General features: G+C 57.9%; 26 protein-coding genes. 19 read left to right on the top strand and 7 right to left on the bottom strand.

Annotated elements, in window-relative coordinates; all coding sequences use genetic code 11:
- Positions 1-28 precede the first annotated feature (28 nt).
- Entirely contained in the window at positions 29-589 is a 561-nt protein-coding gene (locus EXZ61_RS04340) for a cytochrome b (RefSeq protein ID WP_142809378.1), read from the top strand.
- Between the two features lie 12 nt (positions 590-601).
- Here the strand turns inward: EXZ61_RS04340 and EXZ61_RS04335 are convergent, their stop codons facing one another.
- The 5 genes from EXZ61_RS04335 to EXZ61_RS04315 form a co-directional block, all read right to left on the bottom strand.
- Positions 602-856, bottom strand: a complete 255-nt coding sequence (locus EXZ61_RS04335) for a hypothetical protein (RefSeq protein WP_237219085.1) — start codon at positions 854-856, stop codon at positions 602-604.
- Positions 853-1,464: a hypothetical protein gene (locus tag EXZ61_RS04330; RefSeq protein ID WP_142809375.1), complete on the bottom strand. Its 612-nt coding sequence runs from the start codon at positions 1,462-1,464 to the stop codon at positions 853-855. The genes EXZ61_RS04335 and EXZ61_RS04330 overlap by 4 nt, the downstream gene beginning before the upstream one ends.
- A 195-nt stretch (positions 1,465-1,659) precedes the next feature.
- Positions 1,660-2,628, bottom strand: a complete 969-nt coding sequence (locus EXZ61_RS04325; protein ID WP_201799111.1) for an AraC family transcriptional regulator — start codon at positions 2,626-2,628, stop codon at positions 1,660-1,662.
- A gap of 60 nt (positions 2,629-2,688) precedes the next feature.
- Complete coding sequence (locus EXZ61_RS04320) at positions 2,689-3,933, bottom strand: D-arabinono-1,4-lactone oxidase (protein WP_142809374.1); 1,245 nt, start codon at positions 3,931-3,933, stop codon at positions 2,689-2,691.
- Positions 3,934-3,946: 13 nt separating this feature from the next.
- Entirely contained in the window at positions 3,947-4,714 is a 768-nt protein-coding gene (locus EXZ61_RS04315; RefSeq protein ID WP_142809372.1) for an SDR family NAD(P)-dependent oxidoreductase, read from the bottom strand.
- Between the two features lie 221 nt (positions 4,715-4,935).
- Here EXZ61_RS04315 and EXZ61_RS04310 point away from each other — a divergent pair, with 221 nt between their 5' ends.
- Positions 4,936-5,772 (top strand): alpha/beta fold hydrolase, encoded by an 837-nt coding sequence (locus EXZ61_RS04310; protein WP_142809369.1) that lies wholly within the window; start codon positions 4,936-4,938, stop codon positions 5,770-5,772.
- Between the two features lie 9 nt (positions 5,773-5,781).
- The gene (locus EXZ61_RS04305; RefSeq protein WP_142809366.1) at positions 5,782-7,434 is read left to right on the top strand and encodes a sensor domain-containing protein; all 1,653 of its coding nucleotides are present in this window, start codon (positions 5,782-5,784) and stop codon (positions 7,432-7,434) included.
- Between the two features lie 16 nt (positions 7,435-7,450).
- Here the strand turns inward: EXZ61_RS04305 and EXZ61_RS04300 are convergent, their stop codons facing one another.
- Entirely contained in the window at positions 7,451-9,334 is a 1,884-nt protein-coding gene (locus EXZ61_RS04300) for an ABCB family ABC transporter ATP-binding protein/permease (protein WP_142809364.1), read from the bottom strand.
- A 41-nt stretch (positions 9,335-9,375) separates the two neighbouring features.
- Between EXZ61_RS04300 and EXZ61_RS04295 the strand changes: the two genes are divergently transcribed.
- Positions 9,376-9,801 carry an acyl-CoA thioesterase gene (locus EXZ61_RS04295; RefSeq protein ID WP_142809362.1) on the top strand — a complete coding sequence of 142 codons (426 nt, stop codon included), beginning with the start codon at positions 9,376-9,378 and terminating at the stop codon, positions 9,799-9,801.
- Here EXZ61_RS04295 and EXZ61_RS04290 read toward each other — a convergent pair.
- A complete protein-coding gene (locus tag EXZ61_RS04290; protein WP_142809360.1) occupies positions 9,798-11,480 on the bottom strand; it encodes a PAS domain-containing protein in 1,683 nt (560 codons plus the stop codon). The genes EXZ61_RS04295 and EXZ61_RS04290 overlap by 4 nt on opposite strands.
- Before the next feature lie 319 nt (positions 11,481-11,799).
- Between EXZ61_RS04290 and EXZ61_RS04285 the strand changes: the two genes are divergently transcribed.
- The 15 genes from EXZ61_RS04285 (at position 11,800) to EXZ61_RS04215 (ending at position 26,045) form a co-directional block, all read left to right on the top strand.
- On the top strand, positions 11,800-12,696 hold the full coding sequence (locus EXZ61_RS04285; RefSeq protein WP_142809358.1) for a branched-chain amino acid ABC transporter permease: 897 nt from the start codon (positions 11,800-11,802) through the stop codon (positions 12,694-12,696).
- A 1-nt stretch (position 12,697) separates the two neighbouring features.
- Positions 12,698-13,774 (top strand): branched-chain amino acid ABC transporter permease, encoded by a 1,077-nt coding sequence (locus EXZ61_RS04280; protein ID WP_142809356.1) that lies wholly within the window; start codon positions 12,698-12,700, stop codon positions 13,772-13,774.
- The gene (locus EXZ61_RS04275; protein ID WP_142809354.1) at positions 13,771-14,616 is read left to right on the top strand and encodes an ABC transporter ATP-binding protein; all 846 of its coding nucleotides are present in this window, start codon (positions 13,771-13,773) and stop codon (positions 14,614-14,616) included. Before EXZ61_RS04280 ends, EXZ61_RS04275 begins: the two co-directional genes overlap by 4 nt.
- A complete protein-coding gene (locus tag EXZ61_RS04270; protein WP_142809352.1) occupies positions 14,613-15,410 on the top strand; it encodes an ABC transporter ATP-binding protein in 798 nt (265 codons plus the stop codon). The genes EXZ61_RS04275 and EXZ61_RS04270 overlap by 4 nt, the downstream gene beginning before the upstream one ends.
- Positions 15,411-15,415: 5 nt before the next feature.
- Entirely contained in the window at positions 15,416-17,275 is a 1,860-nt protein-coding gene (locus EXZ61_RS04265; RefSeq protein WP_142809350.1) for an AMP-dependent synthetase/ligase, read from the top strand.
- Positions 17,276-17,345: 70 nt separating this feature from the next.
- Positions 17,346-18,530 carry an ABC transporter substrate-binding protein gene (locus EXZ61_RS04260; RefSeq protein WP_142814095.1) on the top strand — a complete coding sequence of 395 codons (1,185 nt, stop codon included), beginning with the start codon at positions 17,346-17,348 and terminating at the stop codon, positions 18,528-18,530.
- 62 nt (positions 18,531-18,592) lie between these two features.
- Positions 18,593-18,991 carry a hypothetical protein gene (locus tag EXZ61_RS04255; protein ID WP_142809348.1) on the top strand — a complete coding sequence of 133 codons (399 nt, stop codon included), beginning with the start codon at positions 18,593-18,595 and terminating at the stop codon, positions 18,989-18,991.
- Between the two features lie 101 nt (positions 18,992-19,092).
- On the top strand, positions 19,093-19,446 hold the full coding sequence (locus EXZ61_RS04250; RefSeq protein ID WP_142809346.1) for a hypothetical protein: 354 nt from the start codon (positions 19,093-19,095) through the stop codon (positions 19,444-19,446).
- Positions 19,443-20,687, top strand: coding sequence for a TolC family protein (locus EXZ61_RS04245; RefSeq protein WP_142809344.1), 1,245 nt, complete (start codon positions 19,443-19,445; stop codon positions 20,685-20,687). Before EXZ61_RS04250 ends, EXZ61_RS04245 begins: the two co-directional genes overlap by 4 nt.
- A gap of 50 nt (positions 20,688-20,737) precedes the next feature.
- The gene (locus tag EXZ61_RS04240; protein ID WP_142809342.1) at positions 20,738-22,150 is read left to right on the top strand and encodes a multicopper oxidase family protein; all 1,413 of its coding nucleotides are present in this window, start codon (positions 20,738-20,740) and stop codon (positions 22,148-22,150) included.
- A 49-nt stretch (positions 22,151-22,199) separates the two neighbouring features.
- Positions 22,200-22,718 carry a cupredoxin domain-containing protein gene (locus EXZ61_RS04235; protein WP_142809340.1) on the top strand — a complete coding sequence of 173 codons (519 nt, stop codon included), beginning with the start codon at positions 22,200-22,202 and terminating at the stop codon, positions 22,716-22,718.
- A 25-nt stretch (positions 22,719-22,743) separates the two neighbouring features.
- Entirely contained in the window at positions 22,744-23,085 is a 342-nt protein-coding gene (locus tag EXZ61_RS04230; RefSeq protein ID WP_425353607.1) for a copper-binding protein, read from the top strand.
- Positions 23,086-23,143: 58 nt separating this feature from the next.
- Positions 23,144-23,632 carry an acyl-CoA thioesterase gene (locus EXZ61_RS04225; protein WP_142809338.1) on the top strand — a complete coding sequence of 163 codons (489 nt, stop codon included), beginning with the start codon at positions 23,144-23,146 and terminating at the stop codon, positions 23,630-23,632.
- A gap of 136 nt (positions 23,633-23,768) precedes the next feature.
- Positions 23,769-24,620, top strand: coding sequence for a transglutaminase-like domain-containing protein (locus EXZ61_RS04220; RefSeq protein ID WP_142809336.1), 852 nt, complete (start codon positions 23,769-23,771; stop codon positions 24,618-24,620).
- A gap of 285 nt (positions 24,621-24,905) precedes the next feature.
- Entirely contained in the window at positions 24,906-26,045 is a 1,140-nt protein-coding gene (locus tag EXZ61_RS04215) for a GGDEF domain-containing protein (protein ID WP_142809334.1), read from the top strand.
- Positions 26,046-26,062 lie beyond the last annotated feature (17 nt).

Genomic DNA, 26,062 nt, shown 5'->3' with positions numbered 1-26,062 from the left:
TCCATCCAATCAGCATAAGGAAATATCCATGCACACCAACAACCCTTCGCGGTACAGCAGTTTCGGCCAAGCCTTGCATTGGCTCATGGCAGCCTTGGTGCTGGCCGCGTTTGTATATGGCCCGGGCGGCAGCGAATTACGCGTCTACCTGCCCAAGCGTGACTTTGAGCGGCAACTCCACGAAACGCTGGGCTTGTGCGTATTTGCGCTGCTGCTCCTGCGCATCGTTTGGCGAGCCTTCTCCCCCCCGATCCCAGCCCAAGCCATGCCAAGGTGGATGCACAGGTCGTCCCGAGTCGTACAAATCGGGCTGTATGTTTTGCTAATGGCAGTACCCACGACCGCCATCCTAGGTGCTTGGCTGGAAGGCCATCCACTGACTCTTCTGGGTGGCGTGCAAGTCGCACCCTGGCTGTCAGAGCAACACAGCCTAGGCAGCGCGATTGCTGAGATTCACACCTGGTTGGGTGACGCTATCTTGTGGCTGGCAGGTGCCCACGCAGCGGCAGGTCTTTACCACCACTGGATTCGCAAAGACGGCGTACTCAGCAGCATGCTGCCCCTTTGGTTAACTCAGCGCAGCCAGTAAGGCCACAGTGCGCTACTGGGAGAACGTGTTCAGCACGGTGCGAATGCGGGCGATTGTCTCTGGCATGGGGGCATGGGGGGACACCTCCAAACCTAAGTTGCGGGCAATGTCGTTCACGCGTCCCGCGTTGAGTGGCATGCCTCCAGCGTCGATGGCGGCAATCAGGTCTAGTGCGCGCTGGTGGTCAGTGGGTGCATAGGCAGGTGCACCACGCAAACCACAAAACACCATGAGCCGGTGCCAGATTCGGTACAAGATTTGCTTCACGGACGTTTGCCGGCCAGCAAGGCCACGTACGCTTGCCGGGTTGCTGGCGATACAGACGCCACCAACTGTGCATAGGGAGTTTTATGCCTGGCCACCATGCGGGCGCTTGCGATGGTCTTGGAGCGACAAAACCAGTGGCAGGTGTGCTGCATCAAAAACAACTCAGCGGTCAACCTGAACGCTTTGTCTTTTTGCGCCAGCGTCGTGTCCTGGGCTACGGCTTCAATGCCACGCGCATGCAACAAAAGCGCCTCTCGCATGTCAAAGGTGGCTCCGGCCAATAGTTTGGTGGCGTAGGGCAAGGCGATGCTTAGCGCACTGACCCGAGAAGCTTCTTCAGGCACCTTGGCAAACTCATGGGCAAAGGCGTTGAACTGCTCGCACAAAGTGTGCTCTGCAGAGCTCAACATGCCCCACACCTGGGCCTGCCGCTCAGCATTGGACTCCCCCAGTGCGCGCATATAGCCGTCGATCACGGTCTCCATGAGCTTCTCAATGTGGAACTTGCCCAAGTAGCTGCCTAACAAAGCAATGCGAACGCTTTGGTCGCGCTTGTTCAAGACAAAAAAAGCGAGGCCCACGAGGGACAGCAAAAACAATAAATTCATGGGGAAACCAGAGTGCGAAAGAAGGTGGCCCAAGTGTAGTGGGACTAGGTGCTAGCCCCCTAAGCGCAGCCCACCAGCGTTGACCAGCCAGGCGACTTGCAAGCGCCCGCCATTTGCTATCAACTCAATAGCTGCCTGCGCTTATTTCATGGGCGTAGCAGCCATATTTGCCCCTATTTCCTGGCGGAGCACCGACTAAAGAGGCCGCACCGGCAGGCAAATCTGGCAGTTAAATATGCCGGTCTTCGGGTCGTAACCGGCATCGGGTGGGTAGTACTCAAAGCAAGGCCGGGCGTCGCACTGCATGCCGCTGGCTGGCAACCAGTTGCGCAGCAGCTCCGTCCACGCCAAGCCAATTTGCGGCACGGTGCCCACAAACTCACCCACCGCATAGCGGCCACCTGGCAAGGTCTTGAGGTTGGCAGGGCTCTTGGCGACAAAACCTTCGGGGACTTCAATGCATGCGTCATAGCGGCATTGGGCTGGCGCGGTCACACCGGGGTCGTCCAGGCCAATGCCATAGCAGCCTGCCTGCTCCAGACCATGGGCCCGGCGCCAGGGAAACACCACTTCATTCCAGAAAGCATTGACGCCTGCTCCGTAGGGCCCTGAGTAGCGCAGGTAAGCCACGCGGGTTTCAGGCAGGGTGGTAAGTTGCATATCCATTTGGTACTCCAAGTTGTTGAAGCCTTGATGGTCTTGCAAGCCTAGCGTTTGCGCCTGATCCAGATTGCGCAGGTCCTGATCTATCTTGCTATCACTGTGACGCAAACGTGTAGCCACCAAGTCTTGCGCCCAACGCTGCGGTGTCTCATTGCGCCATGCCGTGGGGCTCAAACCAAAGCGCTGTTTAAACGCCCGAGAAAACGCCTCGCCTGAGCCAAAGCCCACACGCAGCGCAAGCTCCAACACGCTGGCTTGCTGGTTATTGGCCAATTGAACGGCAGCAAGCTCCAAGCGTCTACGCCGCATGTAGTCGCCCAAAGTTTCGCCCACCCACGCGGCAAACACACGGTGGAAATGAAAGGCAGAGAAATGCGCCACATCCGCCAAGGTGGCCAAGTCCAAGGCGGTATCAATGTGCTGGTCAATGTAGTCCAGCACCTTGTTCATGCGCTGGCCATAGGCCACGGCGTGGGATTCTGAGAGGGGAACAGGCTTCATAGGCGGGGCAGTGTAGCTGCCTCCGAGCGATGAAAGACCATGCCCTCACATGGGGTTCACCTACCCCAACAGCATCCGCACATGCTCATTCAAGAAGCGCCCTTGCGGGTCCAACCTGCGACGTAAGGCGCGAAAGTCCTGGGCACGGGGGTACAGCGTGGTGACGTCATCCGTGTCCAAAAAGTGCATCTTGCCCCAGTGGGGGCGGGAGCCGTAGCGGCGCAGAATGGCGTCCACATCGCGCAAATAGTCCCAGTAGTCCACGCCCGGTTGACCGGATACCGACAGGGTAATGCTGTCTTGGTGGTGGAAGGGGCTGAGCCACGCGGGGTCTCCCGCGGTGAAGCGGTATTCAATGGGGAAGATGCAGTGAGTGTGCTTGGTGAGCATGAGCTCACGCACCGCGCGCACGGCTTCTTTGCCGTGTTGTACGGGCACGGCGTATTCCAACTCGTGAAAGTTGGGTACGTACTCGATGGGGTAAATCTCGGACGAGTAGGCGATTTTTTCAAACGGCGTGTCTAGGTACGGCCGCTCGGTGATGTCGATCACTTTCATCTCGCACACATCGGCCGTTTTTGTGGTCGAGGTGCGGGGTGCGTCCGCCGTGTCTGCCAAGCAGTACAAGTGGCGGCTTTGCGGTGTGGGGCACCAAAAGAACCCAAAGTGCCGGTGGGTGGCGGCCAGTTCGTCATGGCGGGCCATGCAGGTTTCAAAGTCGTCGCGCCACACATGTTCGTGCAGGTGGTAGGCATCGCGTACCTGCAAGGTGAGTTCGGAGATCACACCCAGGGTGCCCACCGACACTTGCGCTGCATGCAGCAAGTCTGTGTCGCGCCCATCCACCTCAAGTACGCTGCCGTCGGCTTGCACCAAGCGCAGGCCCGCAATCGCCGTGGCCAAGCAGCCCAAGGTGCTGCCCGTTCCATGGGTGCCTGTGGTGAAGGCGCCAGCGACGGCCTGCGAATCAATATCACCTTGGTTCACCAGCGAGAAGCCATGGGCTTGGAGTGCTATCGCTAGGTCATGAATGCGCGTGCCCGCCGCTACGGTGACTTGCTTTTTGGCGTCATCGAAGTGCTTGACGCCTTGCATGCCCGCCAAGGACAACAGCAAGCCGCCAGTGCCCACCACCGGCGTAAAGCTGTGGCCTGAGCCTGCTACACGCACATTCAAATCGCGCGCGTTGGCTTCGGCCACCATGGCGCACAGTTGAGACTCTTCTGTGGGTGCTGCTTTGTAGCGTGCAATGCACGATTGGTTGCCCACCCAGTTGCGCCACAGGCCGCCTTTGTCGAATTCCATAGTGCCTCCTGAATTAGACAGCCGTAAAGCCGTTGTCCACAAACAAGTGCGTGCCGTTGACAAAGCTGGCCTCGTCACTCACCAAGAACAAGGCAGCACTGGCCACCTCTTCGGGCAGGCACATGCGCCCTTGGGCTGCGCGAATGGCAGCCTCTGACACGTCTACGCCATAGCGAGTCAGAGCCTCTACCTCGCGGATGCCGTGGGGGGTTTGGATGAAGCCGGGGCACACCGCGTTGCAGCGGATGTTGCGGTCTCTGAACTCCACCGCAATGGCGCGGGCAAACATGTGCACCGCACCTTTGGTGAGGTTGTACAACACCTCCATGGGCGTAGCCGCCACTGCGGAGATCGACGAGGTGCACACTATGCGCCCACCCCCTGCCGCAATCATGCCGGGCAGCACGGCCTGCGTCATCAAGAACATGGAGCGCACGTTCACGTCCAGCAGGCTGTCGTAGTCTTGGTCCGTAGTTTCTAAAAAGGGTTTCACGACAATGGTGCCAGCGTGGTTAAACAGCACAGTGGGCGCGCCAAAGGTGCGCGTGGCATGGTCCACCGCCGCTTGCACCTGGGTGCGTTGCGACACATCGGCATGGGCAAAAGTGACCTCCAAGCCCTGGCCGCGCAACTCGGCAGCCAATGCCTCACCCAAATCAGCCTGCCGGTCGACTACCGTCACGCGCGCGCCCTCTTGAGCGAACATGCGCACGGCTGCGGCACCGCAACCCGAGGCCCCCCCAGAGATCAAGGCGCTGTGGCCTTGGAGACGTTGTGACATAGGCGGGCACTCCTTAAGTGGGTAGATGGATGGGCAATATCGCTCACCAATCTAGCCCAAAGCGAGCCGCCCCACTACCCGAAACGTGCGTCACAGTTGTACATATTCGACGCAAAACGCGTTATAAGCACGGCCTGGAAGCTTTTTCCTTTACCAAAGTCTAGATACACGTTGTACATTGGCGCTGCAACCAAATGGTTGAGCCATTACGAGAGCGAGCCATGCCCCTTGCCAGTGCATCCCTTAGCATCAACGTCCGCAACAACGTCAAAGTTATTGGCAATGCGGGTCCCACCATGGTTTACGCGCACGGTTTTGGCTGCAACCAAAACATGTGGGACCGCATTACGCCAGCATTCGCCGATACACACCGGCAAGTCTTGTTTGACTATGTGGGCAGTGGCAAGTCTGCGCTATCGGCGTTTGATGCCACGCGGTATGCCAGCCTGCAAGGTTACGCACAGGACCTGATTGAAGTGTGCGACGCCTTAGCCTTGCCCCAAGGCGTCACCTTGGTTTGCCATTCCGTGAGCTGCAGCATCGGCATACTGGCCTCCATTGCTCGGCCAGAGCTGTTTGCCCGCATGATTCTGATTGGACCCAACCCTTGTTTTCTTAATGACCCACCTCACTACGCGGGTGGGTTTGAGAAGTCTGACCTAGAAGGGCTGCTGGACCTGATGGATCAGAACTACCTAGGCTGGGCCAATTACCTTGCGCCCGTGGTGTCAGCGCAAGAAGCGAGTAGTCCCGTCACAGCCGAGCTGTCTGACAGTTTTTGCTCCACCGACCCTGTGGTCGCCAAAGTGTTTGCAAGCGCTACTTTTTTTTCCGACAACCGCACCGACCTCGACCGCGTGACCGTTCCTACGCTGATCTTGCAGCACCGCGACGACGCACTGGCTCCACTGACTGTTGGAAACTATGTGCACGAGCACCTGCAGGGCAGCACCTTGCGAGTACTGGATGTAGCAGGACACTGCGGCCATATGAGTCACCCATCATTAGTCATCCATGAAATGCAGAGCTTTCTTAGCCAAGACCTGCCTCAGGTCTGATGGGCAAGCGTGATTGAGACTCTCGACTTATTGCCCAACCCCGTCATCGTCACCAATGGCGACGGCATCGTGCAAGAAGTCAACGCAGCCATGCTGACGTGGGTGGGCGGACAGGCAGCCCACTGGCGCAATCAATCGATGAATGCCTTGCTGCCAGTCGCAAGTCGTGTTTTTTTGCAAACGCATGTTTGGCCTTTGCTTTTGCGCGAAGGCCACGTCAACGAAATACGCCTCCAAATCAAGAACACAGACGGCAAAGCTGTGTCAGCGTTTACCAACTGCAAAAAGAGCCCAACAGCTCAAGGGGACTTGTTCTACTGGGTGTTCTTTGTCGCTGCAGAACGCAGCCGCTTTGAGGACGCGTTGCTCCAAGCGCGCCGCAGGGCGGAGGACGTTTTAAAAGACCTTACCCAGCAAGAGCGATTCATACGCACGGTGACAGATGCCTTGCCCAGCTTGATTGGTTACTGGGACCGTGACTTGCGCTGCCGCTTTGCAAACAAAACCTACCAAGACTGGTTCGCAAAATCACAGGAGCAAATGCAGGGCATCCATATTCGAGACCTGCTGGGCGACACCATCTATACCCTGAATGCGCCCATGATTGAGGCAGCGCTGAACGGAGAAGCCTGTGAGTTTGAGCGGGAGATCCAACGGCCCGACGGCACCAAGGCAAACACCCTAGCGAACTACATTCCAGACACTGACGCACAAGGACGTGTGAATGGATTTTTCGCGTTGGTCTCCAATGTCACCAAAATCAGGGAAGGCGAACAAGCCTCTCGGCTGATTGCCAGTGTGTTTAACAACATCAACGAAGGACTCATGATTACCGACGCGCAGGGTGCCATCTTGATGGTCAATGCCGCGTTCACCCATATCACAGGGATTGACATGGCAGAAGCCGTCGCACGCTCATCCAGCATTCTCAAGTCTGGCCGCCATGACGACACGTTTTACGAGGACATGTGGCGCGCTGCAAGAGATGCTGGCAAATGGCAAGGCGAGGTTTGGAGCCAGCGCCAAGACGGCAGCGTTTTTTTAATGGCCTTGTCCATCTCGGCCATGCGCGACGAGCGGGGCCAAATCAGCCGCTACGTCTCGGTGTTCAGCGATGCCACGGCCCGCTGGAATAAGGACCAAGTTGTTGAGCGCATGGCATTGCACGACAGCCTGACCCAATTGCCCAACCGAAACCTGCTGATGGAGCGGCTGGGGCAGCTCACCAGCATCGCAAGCCGGTCACCACGCAACATCGCCCTGCTGTTTTTGGACTTGGATGGATTCAAGGCCGTGAACGACACCTGGGGCCACGACGCGGGGGACCGTGTACTCACGACAGTGGCAGGTCGACTCTTGGCGAAGCTAAGACTCACGGACACAGTGGCCCGACTAGGCGGCGATGAGTTTATCGTGCTCTTGGATGAGGCCAACCTCATGGAGAACGTGGCCCTCATCGGGCAACAGCTGATTGACAGTATCAATCAGCCCATCGACATCGGCGGGACCGTGGCGCACGTGGGCACCTCCATGGGCATTGCCTTGTACCCACACAATGGTCTAACCCCTCAGGAACTACTTAAAGCGGCAGACGACGCCATGTATGCGGCAAAAGCCGCGGGCAAAAATACTCTGAGGTTCGCCATACCTACCAAGGCATAGGCGTGAACGCCACGCCCTAGTCTGCGCTTTGTTGCAGCGCCCACATCTGCGCATAGCGGCCATTTTTGGCCAGCAGGGCCGCATGGGTTCCGCGCTCGATGATGTGGCCGGCGTCCATCACCAGAATTTCGTGGGCGTCGACCACGGTGGACAGTCGGTGGGCAATGACTAACGTAGTCTTATTCTGGGCCACGTTTTGCAACTCCGCCTGAATGGCACGCTCGTTGGCGCTGTCTAGCGCGCTGGTGGCTTCGTCAAAAATCAAGATGGGGGGATTCTTGAGCAAGGTGCGGGCAATCGCCACGCGTTGCTTCTCGCCACCAGACAACTTGAGTCCGCGCTCACCCACCATCGTGTCGTAACCTTTAGGAGCCGAACTGATGAAGCCATGAATGCGCGCAGCTTGCGCCGCCGCTTCGACCTCGGCGCGCGTAGCGCCCGGCTTGCCGTAGGCAATGTTGTACTCCACCGTGTCGTTAAACAAGACCGTGTCTTGCGGCACGATGCCAATAGCTTGGCGCAAGGAGGCTTGGGTCACATCCTTGATGTTTTGCCCGCCAATCAAAATGCGCCCGCTTTGGCCTTGGGCAATATGGGCCTGGGTTCCTACGTCATAAAAGCGGAACAACAGGCGCGCCAAGGTGGACTTGCCTGAGCCCGAGGGCCCCACCACCGCCACGGTTTTCCCCGCCGGGATTTCGAAGCTGATGTTGTGCAGGATGGTACGGCCGCCCTGGCTCTTGTCACCCTCTGTGGCCACAGGGTCATAGGCAAAGGTCACATGGTCAAAGCGCACGCTGGCGTCGCTGCCGTTGGCCGCCAGTTGCAAGGCTGGCGCATTAGGCAGGTCGGCGATTTCACGCTCACGCTCTAAGAGAGTGAACATTTTTTCAAGGTCGGTCAGGCTTTGCTTGATCTCGCGGTAGATCACGCCCAAAAAGTTCAGCGGAATGTAGAGCTGGATCATGAAGGCGTTGACCATGACCAAGTCGCCCAAGGTCATGCGTCCGTCGGCCACGCCCTGCGTGGCACGCCAAAGCATGGCCACCAAACCCGTGGCGATGATGAGCTGCTGCCCGCTGTTGAGAAAGCTCAGCGTGGTTTGGCTCTTCACCGAGGCCCGGCGAAACCGCTCTAAGTTCTCGTCATAGCGCTTGGCCTCAAACTCTTCGTTGTTGAAGTATTTGACGGTTTCAAAGTTCAACAAGGAGTCGATGGCGCGGCTGTTGGCCGTGGAGTCCAACTCGTTCATCTTCTTGCGAAACTGGGTGCGCCACTCGGTCACCGTAATGGTGAAAGTGATGTACACCACCAGCGCAATGATGGTGATCCACGCAAACCACACGTCAAACTTAACCGCCAGTAAAGTGAGCACCATGGCCACTTCGATGAGCGTAGGGATGATGCTGTACAGGGAATAACTGATCAGCGAATTCACCGCCCGCGTGCCGCGCTCAATGTCACGCGTGAGCCCACCCGTTTGGCGCTCTAGGTGAAAGCGCAAACTCAAAGCGTGCAAGTGGCGAAACACCTGCAAAGAAATGCTGCGCGCGGCACCCGCCGTGGCCTTGGCAAACACCAGTTCGCGCAACTCGGTAAACACCGAGGTTGACAGACGCAACGCCCCGTAGCCAAACAACAAGGAAATAGGCACCACCACCAGTGCTGCAGGGTCGCCGGGCTTGATGGTCATGGCGTCCACCAGGTTCTTCAACAACACCGGCACGCCCACATTAGCCATCTTGGCGCCCACCATGAAGGCTAAGGCTGCCATCACGCGCCACTTGTAGGTCCACAAGTAGGGGAACAGGCGGCGCAGCGTGTCCCAGTCAGATTTGGGGGATTCGGCCATGGCGGTCGTGGCGGCGGGAACAGGGGCTGAAGGGCCAAAGGAGCGCATGGGCGACAATTCTTAAGTGTTAATTACAGAGGATTGTGCCCATGTCTACAAATTCAAGCCCCAACAGCGTGCAATTGCCAACCGATCAGGTCTTAGTGCTCAAGGTAATTCCTATGCCCGGAGACTGCAATGCCAACGGCGACATCTTTGGTGGATGGGTCATGGCACAAGTGGACTTGGCTGGATCGGTGCTGCCAGCTCGCTATACACAAGGCCGCATGGCCACCGTGGCGGTGAATGAGTTCATCTTCAAACAGCCTGTGCGAGTGGGTGACATCTTGAGCTTCTTTTCCAAAGTGAGCCGCATTGGGCGCACTTCGATCACGGTGAAGGTAGAGGTCTACGCCGAGCGCTACAGTGACCAAGGTACCTACATCAAAGTGACAGAGGCATCACTCACCTACGTCGCCATAGACCACCAGGGCAAACCGCGCGAGATACCCAAGCCCGCCGGTCAAACCAGCTAGCTAAGCTCCCAATTGGCGCCCACCATGCGCGTGGCATTGCCCTGTGCGTCGCGGGTTACACGCCCGGCTCCCCGAATACGCCGCACCACCCCATCCCCACCGATGATCCGGAAGTTCGTGTTGAAGGTGCTTTCACCGCGCAACGCGGCTTGCAGGGAGGCTTCTGCCATGGGCAAGTCGTCTGGATGTACATGCTGCGCCCATAGCTGGTAGTTGCCGGGAACAGAAAACGGCTCTATGCGGTACAGCAGATAGTTTTGGGCGTTCCACACCAGCGTGTTGCTTGCCACATCCCAGTCCCACACACCAATGCCGCCGGACTCTGTAGCAAGTTCCAATCGCTCATTGGCCTCCAGCAACAAGGTTTCTTGTCGCTTTTGTTCAGTAATGTCCTCGTGGGTGCCAAACACCCAGCCCGCCTTACCATCCGCCAGCCAGTGCAGGACCCGCCCTCGGCTCAGAACCCACACCCAGTGGCCTTCACGGTGGCGCAGTCGCATTTCGAATGCAAAGTGCTCACCCCTGTTTTGGAAGTGCTGCGCGTACAACTCCGTCACACGGGCAAGATCTTCTGGATGGCAGATACGCTGCCAAGTCGCTATGGTCACCTTGGCCCAGTCCGACAAGCTGTGGCCGACGATCTCCGCCCAACGCGCGTTGATGCGCATCTGGCCATCTGGTACATGCCATTCCCAAGTCCCTAGGTTGGCGCCGTCGATCACGTTGGCCAAACGCCTGCGCTCGTCGTACAAGCCACGCTCGGCGGCTCGGTAATCGGTCACATCTTCTGCGCTACCTACATAGGTCACGCTGTCAACAGCTTCGTCGTCCACATCAAGGCCTACGTCCACCTCGACAGCCGCTTGCGCGTGCACACGAACAAAGCGCTCTGTACGGTCCAAGCGTTGGATGCGAAACTCCATCATGAATGGGGCACGGTGTAGTACCGAGTCGTCCCATTGCTTGCGCACGGCTTCCAAATCTTCAATATGCACCATGCGCATCCAACTGGCCCCAACACTTTGCGATGCACTGAGGCCGTGCATCTCTTGCCAGCGCCGGTTCGTGTGGGTGCAATTGCTGTATTCGTCGGCATAAAAAATACCGACAGGAAGTGCATCGCTCAGCGCTTTAAACCGAGCATCATCTGCTTGGTTCAGCGCAGACACGCGCTGCAACTCCCGCATCGCTCTGCGCCCTTCTAAGGCCTGACCAGCGGCGAGTGCAAGGTTGACCAAGATTTCTTTCTGCGCAGAAGTTAAGGTGCGTGGCTGGCGGTCAATCACGCACAGCGTGCCCACCCGCTGCCCATTGCCCACAGAAACAGGAGCCCCCGCGTAAAAGCGAATGTCAGGGTTCCCTAGCACCAAGGGGTTGTCTTTAAAGCGGGGATCCAAGCTTGCGTCAGGCACCTCCATAATGCCTTCGCCCAAAATTGCATGGGCGCAAAAGGCAATGTCCCGCGGGGTTTCGCTCATCCCCGTCACACCGACTTTGGCTTTGAACCACTGCCGCTCGCTGTCAATCAGGCTAATCAGTGATACGGGAACACCGCACACCAAAGAGGCCGCATTGGCCAAGGCATCGAACTCAGCCTCAGGTCCCGTATCCAACACCTGCAAGTTACGCAGGGCCTTTAGGCGCTGCGTTTCATTGGCAGGAAGGGTTGCAGATGGCATCTACGCATCCTTTAATCAGCCTGAGACCAAATGGGTCACCGTGCCCCCCATTATGGGCATGTCAACTCCAAAAGAAAACCCCATAGAACACAAGGCCAAAACAAGTCGCCAATGTGTCATGAGCGCGCAGTGGAAAACGTGGCATTTCCGAGGAGAAACAGATGCGTTGGAGCGAAGTTTCCCCTCTGATAGCGCCCTGTAAACCGTGCATCACCGCATGTAAATTGGCACGACATCGGTGTGAACCCTATCAGCGTGAACCCTATCGGTAAAGAAGCGACAGACCACTATAAACAAGACTTCATCCAGAGGAGACAACGTGCAGGTTCTTCAATTGCTGATCAGCGGCATTGCACAAGGTTGCATTTACGGCCTGATCGCGCTGGGCTTTGTGCTCATTTACAAGGCCACCGAAACCGTGAGTTTCGCGCAGGGCGAACTCATGATGCTAGGTGCCTTTGGCGGCTTGGTTGGTTTGACCATGCTGGGCTTTTCCTATTGGACTACCGTCTTGTGCGCCGTGGCGGGCATGGCTGTGTTCGGCATGTTGCTTGAGCGGGTTGTGATACGGCCCGTGCTCGGCCAACCCGCGTTTTCTGTGGTGATGCTGACCATTGGAATTGGCTATGTCATCAAAGGCTTGGTCACCATGATTCCCGGCATAGGAACCGACACACAAGCTCTGCCCGTGCCTTACAAAGACGAGATCTGGAAGCTAGGTGGTAACGCGATGGGCGTGGGTGCACTCATCTTGAATGTGGAACATATGGCCGTCATTGGGGCTACTGCTGTACTGTGCGGTTTGCTCTACGCTTTGTTTCGCTACACCAAGCTTGGCATTGCCATGCAAGCAGCCTCCCAAAACCAGCTGGCAGCGTATTACATGGGCATCCCGGTGCAACGACTCAATGGCATTGCTTGGGGACTGGCCGCCGCTGTGGCCGCCATTGCCGGGCTCTTGCTGGCCCCGATTACCTTTGTGCATGCCAACATGGGCTTCATAGGTCTCAAGGCTTTTCCGGCTGCAGTGGTGGGTGGCTTTGGCAGCCTACCAGGCGCAATTGTGGGGGGGCTTGTCATCGGGCTTGTGGAATCGTTTGCGGGCTTTTACTTGCCCGATGGATTTAAGGACACCGCTGCCTATGTGGTGGTGCTCGTCATGCTGATGGTCAAACCCACGGGCCTCTTTGGTCCTAGCTTACGCAAGAAGGTGTAACGTGCGCTTCATCTTCAAAACCGACTACGCACAAGACATCAAACTCGCCAAGCACGGCGGCCATGTGTTTTGGTACAGCGCCCTTGCGGTAGCTTTGTTATTCGCCCCTTGGCTCATGGCCGAGTACTGGCTGGCACAGCTGACCTTTGTATTGATCTATTCCATCGCTGGCTTGGGTTTGATGCTTTTGGCTGGCTTCACAGGTCTTTTCTCACTGGGACATGCCGCATTCTTGGGGGTGGGTGCCTATACGCAGGCCGTGCTCACCAACATGGGTGTTCCGTTTCCTCTGGCGCTGGCAAGTGCAGCGGGTTTTTCCGCCATTGTGGGCTTGGTGGTGGGCTTGCCTGCGCTGCGGGTCAAAGGTATCTACCTAGGTATGGCGACGCTGTCGTTTGGATTCATTGTGGAAGAAGTGCTTGCGCGCTGGGAGTCAGTGACGGGCGGCAACGCGGGCATTCACATCAAAAAGCCCAATGTTTTTGGCTGGCAGGTGGACAGCGGAGACCAGTTTTACTGGCTGTGCTTAGGGATCACGGTGGTCTGCACTTTAGGTATCTTGAACCTGCTGCGCTCACCCACTGGGCGTGCCTTTGTCGCCATTCGAGATTCAGAAATTTCGGCCCAAAGCATGGGCATTCACCTAGCCCATTACAAAACGCTGTCTTTTTCGCTATCGGCCGCTTTGGCGGGAATCGCAGGCGCACTGTACGCACACAAGCTGCAATTCATTTCGCCCGACCAGTTCAGCCTTTTGCAATCGGTTGAGCTTTTGCTCATGATTGTGATAGGGGGCGTTGGTTCTGTGCACGGTGCGTTTTTGGGGGCGGTGTTCCTCATCAGCATGCCCCAACTGATTGCCTTGTTTAAGGACTACCTGCCCGCAATGATTGGGCAAGCCCCGGGCTTGCAAGCAGTGGTGTACGGCACCGTTGTCATTGCCTTTGTGCTGTTTGAGCCACTTGGCTTGTATGGCCGCTGGCTCAAGGTACGGACCTATTTGCAAATGTTCCCCTTCTACCGCCAAGGCATGTTCAAGCGCCAAAAGTCGTTCCAAAAATCGGACAGATTGAAATGACGCCCTCTCCCATTCTTCTATCAGCCCAAAACATCAGCGTGCGCTTCGGTGGCGTGCTGGCGGTCAACAAGGTGAGCTTTGATGTTCGCCAAGGCGAAGTCTTCACACTCATCGGGCCCAACGGCGCTGGCAAGACGACGGTGTTCAACCTCATCAGCCGGATTTACACACCGACCAGTGGCGAGATCAGCTACTTGGGGCCGCAAGGCATGCTGCAGCTGACCGAGCAAGCACCGCAAGACGTGGCGGCTTTGGGCATTGCTCGCACGTTTCAAAACATCGAGTTGTTTGAACACGCAAGCGTGCTGCACAACCTGCTGATTGGCCGGCACACCCACCGCGCCACTGGGCTGTGGCAAGACCTGTTCTTTAGCCCTAAGGTGCGGCGCACCGAGTTGCAAGCGCGTGCCAAGGCTGAAGAGGTCATCGACTTCTTGGGTCTGCAGCATTACCGCGACACCTTTGTGGCGGGTTTGCCCTACGGCGTACGCAAGGTGGTGGAACTTGCGCGGGCACTGTGCACAGAGCCCAAACTGCTGCTGCTGGACGAACCCTCCAGTGGCTTAAACGTGGAAGAAACCGACGACATGGCATTTTGGATTCAAGACATCAAAAACGAACTCGGCATTACCGTGCTGATGGTCGAGCATGACATGGGCTTGGTCTCTAAAGTCTCAGACCGCGTGCTTGCCATGAGCCAAGGGGAAGTCTTGGCCATGGGCACCCCGCGCGAGGTGCAAAACGACCCGGGGGTGATCGAAGCGTATCTGGGCTCTGCAGACGATGTGTCTTCGCTGCGACGCACCACCACATTTGGCGCTTTAGACGCCCGCCAACTATGAGCACCCTGCCTCCCTCTATCAGCGACCAGCCGGTGCTGAAGCTGCAAAACGTGGAAAGCGCCTATGGCCCTATCAAGGCGATTCGGGGCGTTAGCTTGCAAGTCGCGCGCGGCGAAATCGCCACCGTACTAGGCTCCAACGGCGCTGGCAAGACCACCATTTTGAAAACCATCTCGGGCATTTTGGACCCACGCAAAGGCAGCGTGGAGTTCAAGGGCGAAGACATCACGGCCCAAGACCCCGCTGACATCGTCAAGCAAGGGCTCAGCCATGTACCGGAAGGGCGCGAAGTCTTCCCCTTGCTCAGCGTGCGCGACAACTTGCAGATGGGGGCATACACCCGCTCCGACCGTGACGGTGTCGCACGGGACATGGAAACCGTGTTTACTTACTTCCCTATTCTGCGCGAACGCGCCGAGCAAGATGCTGGATTGCTGTCAGGCGGCCAACAACAGATGCTCGCCATCAGCCGTGCACTCATGGCCGACCCCGACTTGATTTTGCTCGACGAGCCCAGCTTGGGCCTGTCGCCCAAACTCACCAAAGAGATATTCGAAATCGTGGTGCGCATCAACCGTGAGCGTGGCACCACTATTTTGTTGGTTGAACAAAACGCCAACATGGCCCTCAACGCCTCCGACTACGGCTACGTGCTGGAAAACGGGCGCATTGTCATGGAAGACACCTGCGCCCACCTGCGGGAGAAAGAGGACATCAAAGAGTTCTATCTCGGCATGAAGGACGACGGCGTGCGCGGTGAGCGGCGTTGGAAGAAGAAAAAGATGTGGAGATAAAGACAATGAGCGTTCTGTGGGATCTCCAACACCTGCAAGCCAACACCCAAAGCGTGTTGAGCGGCAACACCATCCCAGCCATGTTCTGGGAAGCGGTAAACAAGCGCAGCGCACAAGTGTGGTTGCGCCAAAAACACATGGGCCTGTGGCGCAGCCACACCTGGCAGCAAACGGGCGATGCCGTGCAAGAGATTGCAGCGGGACTGATGAGCCTGGGCTTCCAGAAAGGCGAATGCGCGTCCACTTTGGCAAACACCGTGGTGGAGTGGGTTTGGGCAGACCTCGCCATCCTGTCCGCAGGTGGCGTGTCCAACGGTATTTACCCCACAGACGCGGCCAGTCAGGTGCAGTACCTGTGCGAAGACTCGCGCACCACGTTTTTGTTTGTTGAAGACGACGAGCAGCTCGACAAGGCATTGGAGGTCCGCGCCCACTTGCCCCAGATGCGCAAGATTGTGGTGTTCAACATGGACGGCCTGCGTGGCTTGGAAGACCCAGACGTTTTGAGCCTAGACGCCCTGCGTCAGCTGGGCCGTAGCTACTTGCAAGCCCACCCCGGGGCAGTACAAGCGGCAGCCGCCGCATGCCAACCAGAAGATCTTGCAATACTGGTCTACACCTCAGGCACCACCGGCAAGCCCAAAGGTGCCATGCATTTACACAAGGGCTTGGTCTATACCGTACGCGGGTTCAACACCCTGCTCGCCCAAGACGAGCACGATGAACGCATGTGCTTTCTTCCCCTGTGCCACATTGCAGAGCGCATGGGGGGCGAGTATTTCTCCCTCTACACCGGCACCAAGCTCAACTTTGTTGAAAACCCCCAAACCGTGCCGGAGAACGTGCGTGAGATTGCTCCCACGGTCTTTACTGCAGTGCCACGCGTGTGGGAAAAGCTGTACTCAGGCGTGATGATTGCACTCAAAGAATCAGGCCGCCTGCAACAGGCCGCGTATGGCTGGAGCATTGGCGTGGGCACGCGCATTGCCGACTTGGTGCTGGCGCAGGCACCTGTAGGCGCGGGTCTTAAGCTGCAATTCAAGCTGGCACAACTCTTGGCGCTTAACAATGTGCGCAGGCTCATTGGTATCCACCGCGCGCGTTACTTGGTCACGGGTGCTGCGCCTATCTCGCCAGAATTGGTGCGCTGGTACTTGGCGCTCGGTGTTCCCATGCTGGAAGTCTGGGGCATGACCGAGACCTGCGGCGCATCCACGGGTGTGCCCGCCTCACGCATCAAGCCTGGCAGCATTGGCCCGGCTGCCAGCTTCAACGAGATACGCTTGGCCCCTGATACCCACGAGATTTTGGTGCGTGGCCCCAATGTGTTTGCGGGCTACCTGAACCAACCTGAAAAAACGGCGGAGACCATCGATGCCGAGGGTTGGCTGCACACGGGCGATGTGGGCGCTATGGATGCTGACGGCTACCTGCGCATCACCGACCGCATGAAAGACATTTTGATCACTGCCGGGGGGAAAAACATCACCCCCAGTGAGTTGGAAAATGACTTGAAGTTCTCTCCGTACATCACCGACGCGGTGGTCATTGGCGACAAGCGGGCGTATCTCACCGTCATCATCATGATTGACCAAGAGAACGTCGAGAAATTCGCCCAAGACGCAGACGTACCCTTTAGCAACTATGCCAGCCTCACCCGAAGCCCTGAGGTGCAGGCTTTGATCCAAGCCGAATTGGACCGTGTGAACAAGAAGTTTGCACGGGTCGAACAAATCAAAAAATTCTTTTTGCTCGAAAACCAGCTCAGCGCTGAAGATGAAGAGCTCACCCCCACTATGAAGCTCAAGCGCAAACTCGTTGAGCAAAAGTACGCGGCGCAAATCACCGCTATGTACCGCGAATAGCCCCGCGTACTGAGGTGTTTAAGACAAATTGTTAGTGTGTTGGAACCGAATATTCACAAGGAGACCGATGATGAAGTTGCATACTCTTTTGGCCCATGGTGCCGCGTTAAGTCTGGCCTTGTCGGCCGGTTTAGCGCAGGCACAACAAGGTGTCAGCAAAGACGAGATTACGGTGGGAACCATCCAAGACTTGTCAGGCCCCTTGGCGGGTTTTGGCAAGCAAATCCGCTCCGGCATGATTCTGGCGGTCGATGAAATCAATGAGCAAGGCGGCATCAATGGGCGCAAGGTAAAGCTCTTGATTGAGGACTCTGGCTACGACCCCAAACGCGCAGTTTTGGCCGCACAGAAGTTGGTTAACCAAGACAAGATTTTCATGATGCTGGGCCACCTAGGAACCGCCCAGAACATGGCGGCCATGCCGGTGCAATTTGAGAAGAACGTCGTCAACTTCTTTCCCATTACCGCAGCACGCGAAATGTACGACCCGTTTGACCGGCTGAAGTACGCATTCGCAGCACCTTACTACGACCAAATGCGCTCCGCAGTACCCAAATTGGTCAAAGAGAAGTCTGCCAAAAAAGTCTGCACCATGTACCAAGATGACGACTTTGGCTTGGAAGTCCTCAAAGGCAGTGAAGACGGCTTGAAAACCATAGGCATGGAGTTCGCCGAAAAAACCTCGTACAAACGGGGTGCCACGGACTTTTCGTCACAGATCTCCAAACTGCAAGCCGGCGGCTGCGACTTCGTGGTCTTGGGCACCATCATCCGCGAGACCATTGGCGCCATTGGCACCGCGCGCAAGCTGGGCTACAGCCCCACATTCTTGGGTTCTAGTGCCGCCTATACCGACCTGATCCACAAGCTGGGTGGCAAAGCCATGGACGGTCTGTATGCCACCATGACCGTACAAAACCCCTACACCGATGAGCAATCGCAACCCCTCCGGTTTTGGGCGAACAAGTACAAGACCAAATTCAATGACGACCCCACCGTCTTCTCTGTGTATGGCTACTACGTGATCAACGCGTTTGCCAACGCATCGACCAAAGCGGGCAAGAACTTGAGCACCGACAGTTTCATCAAAGTGATGGACAGCACCACGATTGCTCCTGACATGTTTGGTGCGCCTGCAGCCACGTTCACCTCCACGAAACGCATTGGCAGCACCGTGTCGCGTCTGTCTCAGATTACCGACGGCAAGTGGAAAGTCGTGTCGGAGTATTTTGGCGACGCACCCGCTAAGAAGTAATCGAGTGAACTTTTAGGGGCTAGGCGTATCATTCACTGATGCGTCTAGCCCTTTTAATTGTCATGATGGTCTTGCTCCCGCTGCGTGCGCTGGCGGCAGACCTTATGGCATTGGACATGGCCACGTCGCAGGCCCACACTACAAAAATAGTAGCTACTCCCGCTCTATCTACAGGCGCTAGCAGCCATTTTTCCTCTCAAAGTGTAGATGCAGCGCACCATGACTGCGTAGACCAGTCCGCGCCTGCCTTGGTACAAAGCGCTGAACAAGCTGATGCGTCATCAGGCGACACCACGCATTGCGGTACTTGCAGCAGCTGCCAAGTCTGCCATTCCTTGGCCCTGGGCACAGCTGCCGTGCTTGCTCCCGTGGTCGCGTTTGGCCACAGCGCACCGCAAAGCACGTATTGGGCATTGCACAGTGTCACTGCCGCCCCGAGCCTGAAACCACCTATTTCCTGAGTGCAACGCCCGTATTGGGCCTTGTGGATGGCGTGTTGCCTAGCGTGACATGCCGCGTGTGCAATGCCATGCATTGCTGCTATTGACTCTCAGGAAAACACATGAAAACCTCTCTTGCCCAAGCTTCCAGGCTTTGGCTTTTTGCACCCTTGGTGCTAGGCACCGCCATGCAGGCGTCTGCCCAATTACCTAGCACCCATGCCTTTGTGGTGAGCGCGCTCGACGCGGCACAGGCCGCGACGCCTGTACCCAAAGCGCTGTACCACTCCACGTTTGATGGCTTCCCACTTGGCGTGGAGCAGCCACGCATCGACTGGAAACAAGCCAACGCCAACGTGGGGCAGTTCAAGCGCGGCTACCCAGATCTGCTGAAGTGGGAACAAGAGCAGGCCAAGCCAGCCAACGCGTCCCAAACAAGCCCACAACCCACACCACCCGCGGGGAGTAGGCCATGAGCACACCGAGCCTCTGTGGCCCTAGAACGCACCGGCACACACTAGCGACCGCCTTGGGCGCGATGGTCTTGTCCACATGGATGGGTGCGAGCAGCGCCCACGCCCAAGCCAGTGCACCCGACCGAGGAGTGCGCACCCTGCACGCGCAAGTGGCAGACAAAGCACTGAGCCTGCAGTCGCTAGGCGCGAACCCCCATAGCCCAGCTGTGGCAGTGTTGCTGCCCCATCCTGCGCAAGAGAGCGCCCACCTGAAGCGACTCTTGGCCCAGGTGCGCCAGCGCCCCATGGATGCAGACACCGCAGTGAAGCTGGCGTTGCTGAACAACCCCACGCTTCAGGTCGAGATGGGACACGCGGGCTTAGACCTTACCGACGCGAGCCCGGCCCACAACCCCGCCAAGCGCCAACTGCAAGAAACGGTCACGGTGCTGAGTGCGCAGGTGCTGAGCGCATGGGTCAACGCCGTAGCAGCACAGCAAACCGTGCAATCACTGCAAGAAGCCAAAGCCACGGCAGAAGCGGCAGGGGAACTCAGCCGCCGAATGACCCAGGTGGGCAACGCGAGCAAGCTTGCGCAAGCCAAACAGCAAGCACAGGTATCAGAGGCAAGCATCCAGCTGGCGCGCGCACAGATGCAAGCCTTTGCTGCGAAAGAGGCCTTGATCCAACTGCTGGGGCTTTGGGGCCTAGATACACAGTTTGAGCTTCCCACGGCCTTGCCCGAGCTACCGGAGCGACCCACCGAGCTGCCCAACATGGAGGCCGACGTACTGAATGCCAGGGTGGCATTGAACCTGCAAACCGCACAGTGGCAGCAAAAGCGCCGCACGCCGCAGCCTGCCAGCGCGGACGCTTTGTGGGACGCCATGGGCGACGCGGCCAGTGTGCGGGTGGCAGCAGTCCAAGCGCGCAGCGAAGCGCGCGAGGCGTATTACCGGTACCGCAGCACCTACGACCTTGCCCAGCACTACCAAAACGAAGTTTTGCCCCTGCAACAGTTCATCCAAGACGAGCTGGTGCTGCGCTACAACGGCATGTTGGTCAGTGTGTTTGAGAGCCTGGCACAAAGCCAGACACTCAGCCAAACCAAAGCCAGCGCCACCGACGCGCAGCGCGACTTTTGGCTCGCCCACATTGGCCTGGCAGCGCTCTTGCGTGGCGTGTCCGCTGAGCGGGGCTCTCTTGCAGAGGGCAACAGCGCCAATCGGACAACAACGGCGTCAGGGTCCGGTGGGCACTAGCCAACGCCCTCACGCCCCTCCAAACCATTTTCTACAGAACACCACACACCATGCAAAGACGACATTTTTTCAACGGTGCCGCAGCCACGGCGCTTGGCGCAGTAGCCGCCGCCTCGGTCAGCCGGGTGGCCATGGCCGCACTGCCTGAGCCTGTGCTGCAAACCAGCCCCAACACCATGCCTCCATTGGCACCCAACACCGGCAGGCCTTACCGCCCTGTGGTCACTCTGAATGGATGGACACTGCCTTGGCGCATGAACCAAGGCGTCAAAGAGTTCCACTTGGTGGCCGAACCCGTGGTGCGCGAAATGGCACCGGGCTTTAAAGCCCATATGTGGGGCTACAACGGCCAAAGCCCGGGCCCCACGATCGAGGTGGTCGAGGGTGACCGTGTGCGCGTATTTGTCACGAACAAGCTGCCCGAACACACCAGTGTGCACTGGCATGGACAACGTTTGCCCAACGGCATGGATGGGGTCTCTGGCCTCAACCAAGCGCCCATAGGTGTTGGCAAAACCTTTGTCTACGAGTTCATCGCCAGACGGCCTGGCACGTTTATGTACCACCCCCATGCCGACGAGATGACCCAAATGGCCATGGGCATGATGGGCTTTTGGGTCACCCACCCCAAGACGCCCAGCCCTTTGATTGAGGAGGTAGACCGCGATTTCGTGTTCCTGCTCAACGCCTACGACATTGAGCCCGGGGCCATGACCCCAAAGACCATGACCATGCTGGACTTCAACCTCTGGTCTTGGAACAGCCGCGTGTTCCCCGGCATTGACACGCTGAATGTGCGTTTGGGCGACAAGGTGCGCATCCGAGTGGGCAACCTCACCATGACCAACCACCCCATCCATTTGCACGGCCATGAATTCAAGGTCACAGGGAGCGACGGTGGCCCATGGCCGCTCAGCGCCCGCGTGCCAGAAATCACCACCGACATCGGGGTGGGCCAGATGCGCCAGTTCGAATTTTTAGCCGACGAGCCGGGCGACTGGGCGTTTCACTGCCACAAAAGCCACCACACCATGAACGCCATGGGCCATGACGTGCCCAACCTCATCGGGGTAGACCACCGGGGCTTGGTGCCCAAGCTCCAAAAAGCCCTGCCCGACTACATGATGATGGGCGAGCGTGGCATGGCCGATATGGGGGACATGGAAATGCCCTTGCCCGAAAACACGGCCCCCATGATGACCGGCACAGGCCCCTACGGTGGCGTGGAGATGGGAGGCATGTTCAGCATTCTCAAAGTCCGCAAAGACCAAAAGCCCGGCGACTACAAAGACCCGGGGTGGTACCAACAGCCCAAGGGCACGCAGGCTTTTGAGTGGACGGGGGCTTTGCCCGAACCCGCGCGCTTCCAGTCCGAAACACAAGGCCCCATGCCCATGGCCGCCACACCGGCCCACACCACCCAAGTACAGGTCAGAAAGCCCCAAGGGCCTATGCAGCACTGAGCTGCCGACGCCTCCCTCGCAATCCATGGTTCAACAGACTGAGACTCACATGAAACAAAACACTATTAACTTCATAGCAGCCTGCGCCCTACTGACGGGCCCAAACGCCGCTTTTGCCACAGGAAGCCATGCGGGCGGCCATGGCCACACTGCCGCCAGCATGGGTGTGGCGGGCAAGGCACAAGACATCAGCCGCACCATACACGTCGACATGAGCGATGCCATGCGATTTACACCGTCTGCCATCCAAGTCAAGCAAGGCGAGACCATTCGCTTTGTCATCAAAAACTCCGGCCAACTCAGCCACGAATTTGTCCTGGGCAGCACCCAAGACCTGGCTGACCACTACGAGCTCATGAAGAAAAACCCGGAGATGGAACACGCCGACGACAACATGCTCACCGTCAAACCCGGGCAAACCGGGGAGATGCTTTGGAAGTTCACGCGTTCCGGCTCAGTAGGCTTTGCATGCCTTCAAGTAGGGCATTTTGACGCCGGCATGAAAGGCAATATTGCCGTGGCGGCAGCCAAAGCCAAAGCAAGCAAACCCACCAGCACAGCCCCGTAATCTCTCAAGAAGGACCTGCACCGCCATGACATATTCATCCACCATGACCCACATGCTGCAAAACGCCCTGCGCCCCCTGGCGCTAACCTTAGGGCTGACGGCCACCCTACTTGCCCCTGTCTGGGCCCAAAGCGACGCTGCGCCCAACCTGGGAGAAGTCCGCAAGATTGACAAAGAAGCCCAAAAAATCACCCTCAAGCATGGTGAACTGAAGTCCATGGACATGCCCCCTATGACCATGGTCTTTAGAGTGGCAGACCCCAGCCTGCTCGACAAGGTCAAGCCAGGCGACAAAGTGCAGTTCAATGCCGAGAAGCGAGACGGCGCCATCGTGGTCACGGTCATAGAACCCACAGCAACAAAGTAGCCCTCGCTCAAGGCCGCGCGTTACAGTGGCGGCCTTAGCCACTCTGTATCAGCATCCTATGGACCTGCCCCTTCACCAACTCACCATGACGGTGCTGATGACGCCTGACACCGCCAACTTCTCCGGCAATGTGCACGGGGGCAACCTGCTCAAGCTGCTGGACCAGGTGGCTTATGCCTGCGCCAGCCGCTATGCGGGGCGCTACGTGGTCACCCTCACGGTAGACCAAGTGACGTTTCGCCAACCCATCCATGTGGGTGAGTTGGTCACATTTTTGGCCTCGGTCAACTATACAGGCACCTCGTCCATGGAGGTGGGCATCAAAGTGATTGCTGAGAACATCCAGCAACGCCAGGTACGCCATGTCAATAGCTGCTTCTTCACTATGGTCGCCGTGGACGATGCGCGCAAGCCCGTCGCCGTGCCGCCCCTAGAACCCAGCACCCCCGACGAACGCCGCCGCCACCTCGCAGCCCAGGTCCGCAAAGAAATGCGCCTGGAAACGCTGCAAAGGTTTGATGCCCTGCGCAAGCAACAAGATTTGTGAAAAATCAAGTCAACGCGTCCACGGCGCGCATGAGGCAACCCTGCAACTGCGTTGCAGCCTACACTGGGTACAACCTGCGACAAGTTCTGCTGTTCGGCTAGACCCCTCGCTGGCGCGGACGGTCCCCCAAAGCCTCATGCACACGCCAGTACCTCTGCAACAGCCCAACACGGCTCTCCAAATGCGGCTTGGCTTCGAGATGGAGTATGAATGTCCCGCCCCCACCCCCATGCTCTTGGCATTGAGCATCCATGACTCCCGCTCGGGCGACTTGGTATACCCAGACCACTTGCTTACGCAGCCCAGCGTAGAAGTAAGGTCTTATCGCGACCATTTTGGCAACTGGTGCAGCCGTTTGGTGGCTCCGCAGGGCCTCTTCATCCTGCGCAGCCATGCCCTGGTCAAGGACCATGGCCTGCCAGATGCGCAAGACCCCACGGCAAGGCAAACCCCGGTAGAGTACCTACCGGAATCCACCCTGCTCTATCTGCTGGGTAGCCGCTATGTAGAAACAGATTTGTTGGCTGACATAGCCTGGTCCCACTTTGGGGGCGGCCCTACCGGCTGGGCAAGGGTGCAGGCCATTTGCGATTTTGTACACCACCACATCCAGTTCGGGTACCAGTTTGCGCGCCGCACCCGCACGGCATGGGAGGCCTACCAAGAAGGCCAAGGCGTCTGCCGTGACCATGCGCACTTGGCGATCGCCTTATGCCGCTGCATGAACATTCCTGCCCGCTACTGCACCGGCTATTTGGGTGACATACGTATCCCGGCGGTGCCAGCCCCCATGGACTTCGCAGGCTGGTTCGAGGCCTTTTTGGGTGACCGTTGGTACACCTTTGATGCCCGCAACAACACCCCCCGCGTCGGGCGCGTGCTCATGGCAAGAGGGCGAGATGCGTGCGATGTGGCGCTGACCAACACCTTTGGACCCAACATCTTGAAGCGCTTTGAAGTCTGGGCCGATGAAGTCCCCACGGCGTAGATCACCGTAGGGGATGCATACCGCATGCGTGGCCCTACTTACACGTGTAACCAATCGACACATGCCGTCACAAAAAACACGCAGGCAAGAGGTGGATACATCACCGCTGCCCCCGCTCGGCTAGAGTCAGTCTCCTAAAATACGCGAGCCCCTGGAGCCCATCACTCCGGGGGTTTTGCATTTGGGACCCTACATGTTGAGTTTGTTGAAAGAGGCCACTACTTGGGTGGCCACCAGCCTGTCCATCCAGCGCGCACGCAGGCTGATCTTGGTGGAAGGCGAGTTATGCCAGCTCTAAGCTTGTCCAGCATGGCAGAAGACTTGGCCTACATCTGGCGGCCAAGCCGTGACTACTTAGAGCACAAGCTGGAAGACCATCGCCTGCAGTTTGCGCTGCTGCAACTGTGCGCCACGCTCTTTGGCTGCGCCATGTGGGGTTGGGACTACACCACGGATCCAGAGGGTGCAAAAAACACCGTGCTGCTACACCTTTGGTATTTGGTCTTGCTGGTGAATGTGTACAACGCCCTGACCCGCACGCGGGCCAGTATTTTGGTCCCCATTGCGGTGCTGACCGGCTGGGTGTCGGTGGTGGTGTTCGTCATGACTTTGGACCGCCTGCACAACGGTTTCTCGCTGGGCCTAGGCGGCTTCATGTTTTTCATGCTGATGGCATTGGCGGTGTTTCCCGGGTTTTCGTGGCGGGTGACTTTGGGCTTGGTCGTCGTAGGCACCTGCATTCCCCCGGCCATGGCTTTGGCGGGCTGGGTGCAAGGCTTTGAACATGGCTTGTACAGCGCGCTCATGTGGCCATCCTGTGTGGTGGTGATTGGGGGTGCCACCGCGTCGGAGCTCAAATACCTGCAAAGCTACCGTTTAGAGCGGCTGTTCGAGTACGAGTCCAACCATGATGCGCTCACCGGCGCACACAACGGAACATTCTTCAAACCCTACTTAAAGCGGGCCATGGCTGAGGGACGTTTGCATGGCGCTGCACCTTCGGTTTTGGCCATTGACATCGACCACCTCCGACGCATCAACGAACAATATGGTCGCGCCGCTGGAGACCGCGTCATCCTCAAGCTCACTGAAATTGGCCACCGCGTCTTGGGCCGCCACAGTGACGTCTTTGCACGCATGGGTGGAGAAGAGTTTTCTGTGCTGTTGCCTGCGACCACGGTGAAAGCCGCATTCGCATTGGCGGAGCGCATGCGCTTAGCGGTCGAGCAAAGCGAAACCACGGGCCCCAAGGGCGAAAGCATGCACTTTACCGTCAGCATTGGCGTGGCCAGAGGGATGGGCCCTGGCTCCGCGCGGGAGCAAGAGTCTGACCTCTTGGCGCGCGCCGACTTGGCCCTGTACCAAGCCAAAAACTCGGGCCGCAACCAAGTGTGCGTGTACGCAGACAACCTGAGCGAAGCCTGAGCGCACGCACATCTAGC

Source organism: Rhodoferax aquaticus, from assembly GCF_006974105.1.
Classification (GTDB): Bacteria; Pseudomonadota; Gammaproteobacteria; order Burkholderiales; family Burkholderiaceae_C; genus Allorhodoferax; species Allorhodoferax aquaticus_A.
The sequence above is the reverse complement of the archived record's forward strand: the minus strand, read 5'-3'. Positions and strand labels throughout refer to the sequence as shown.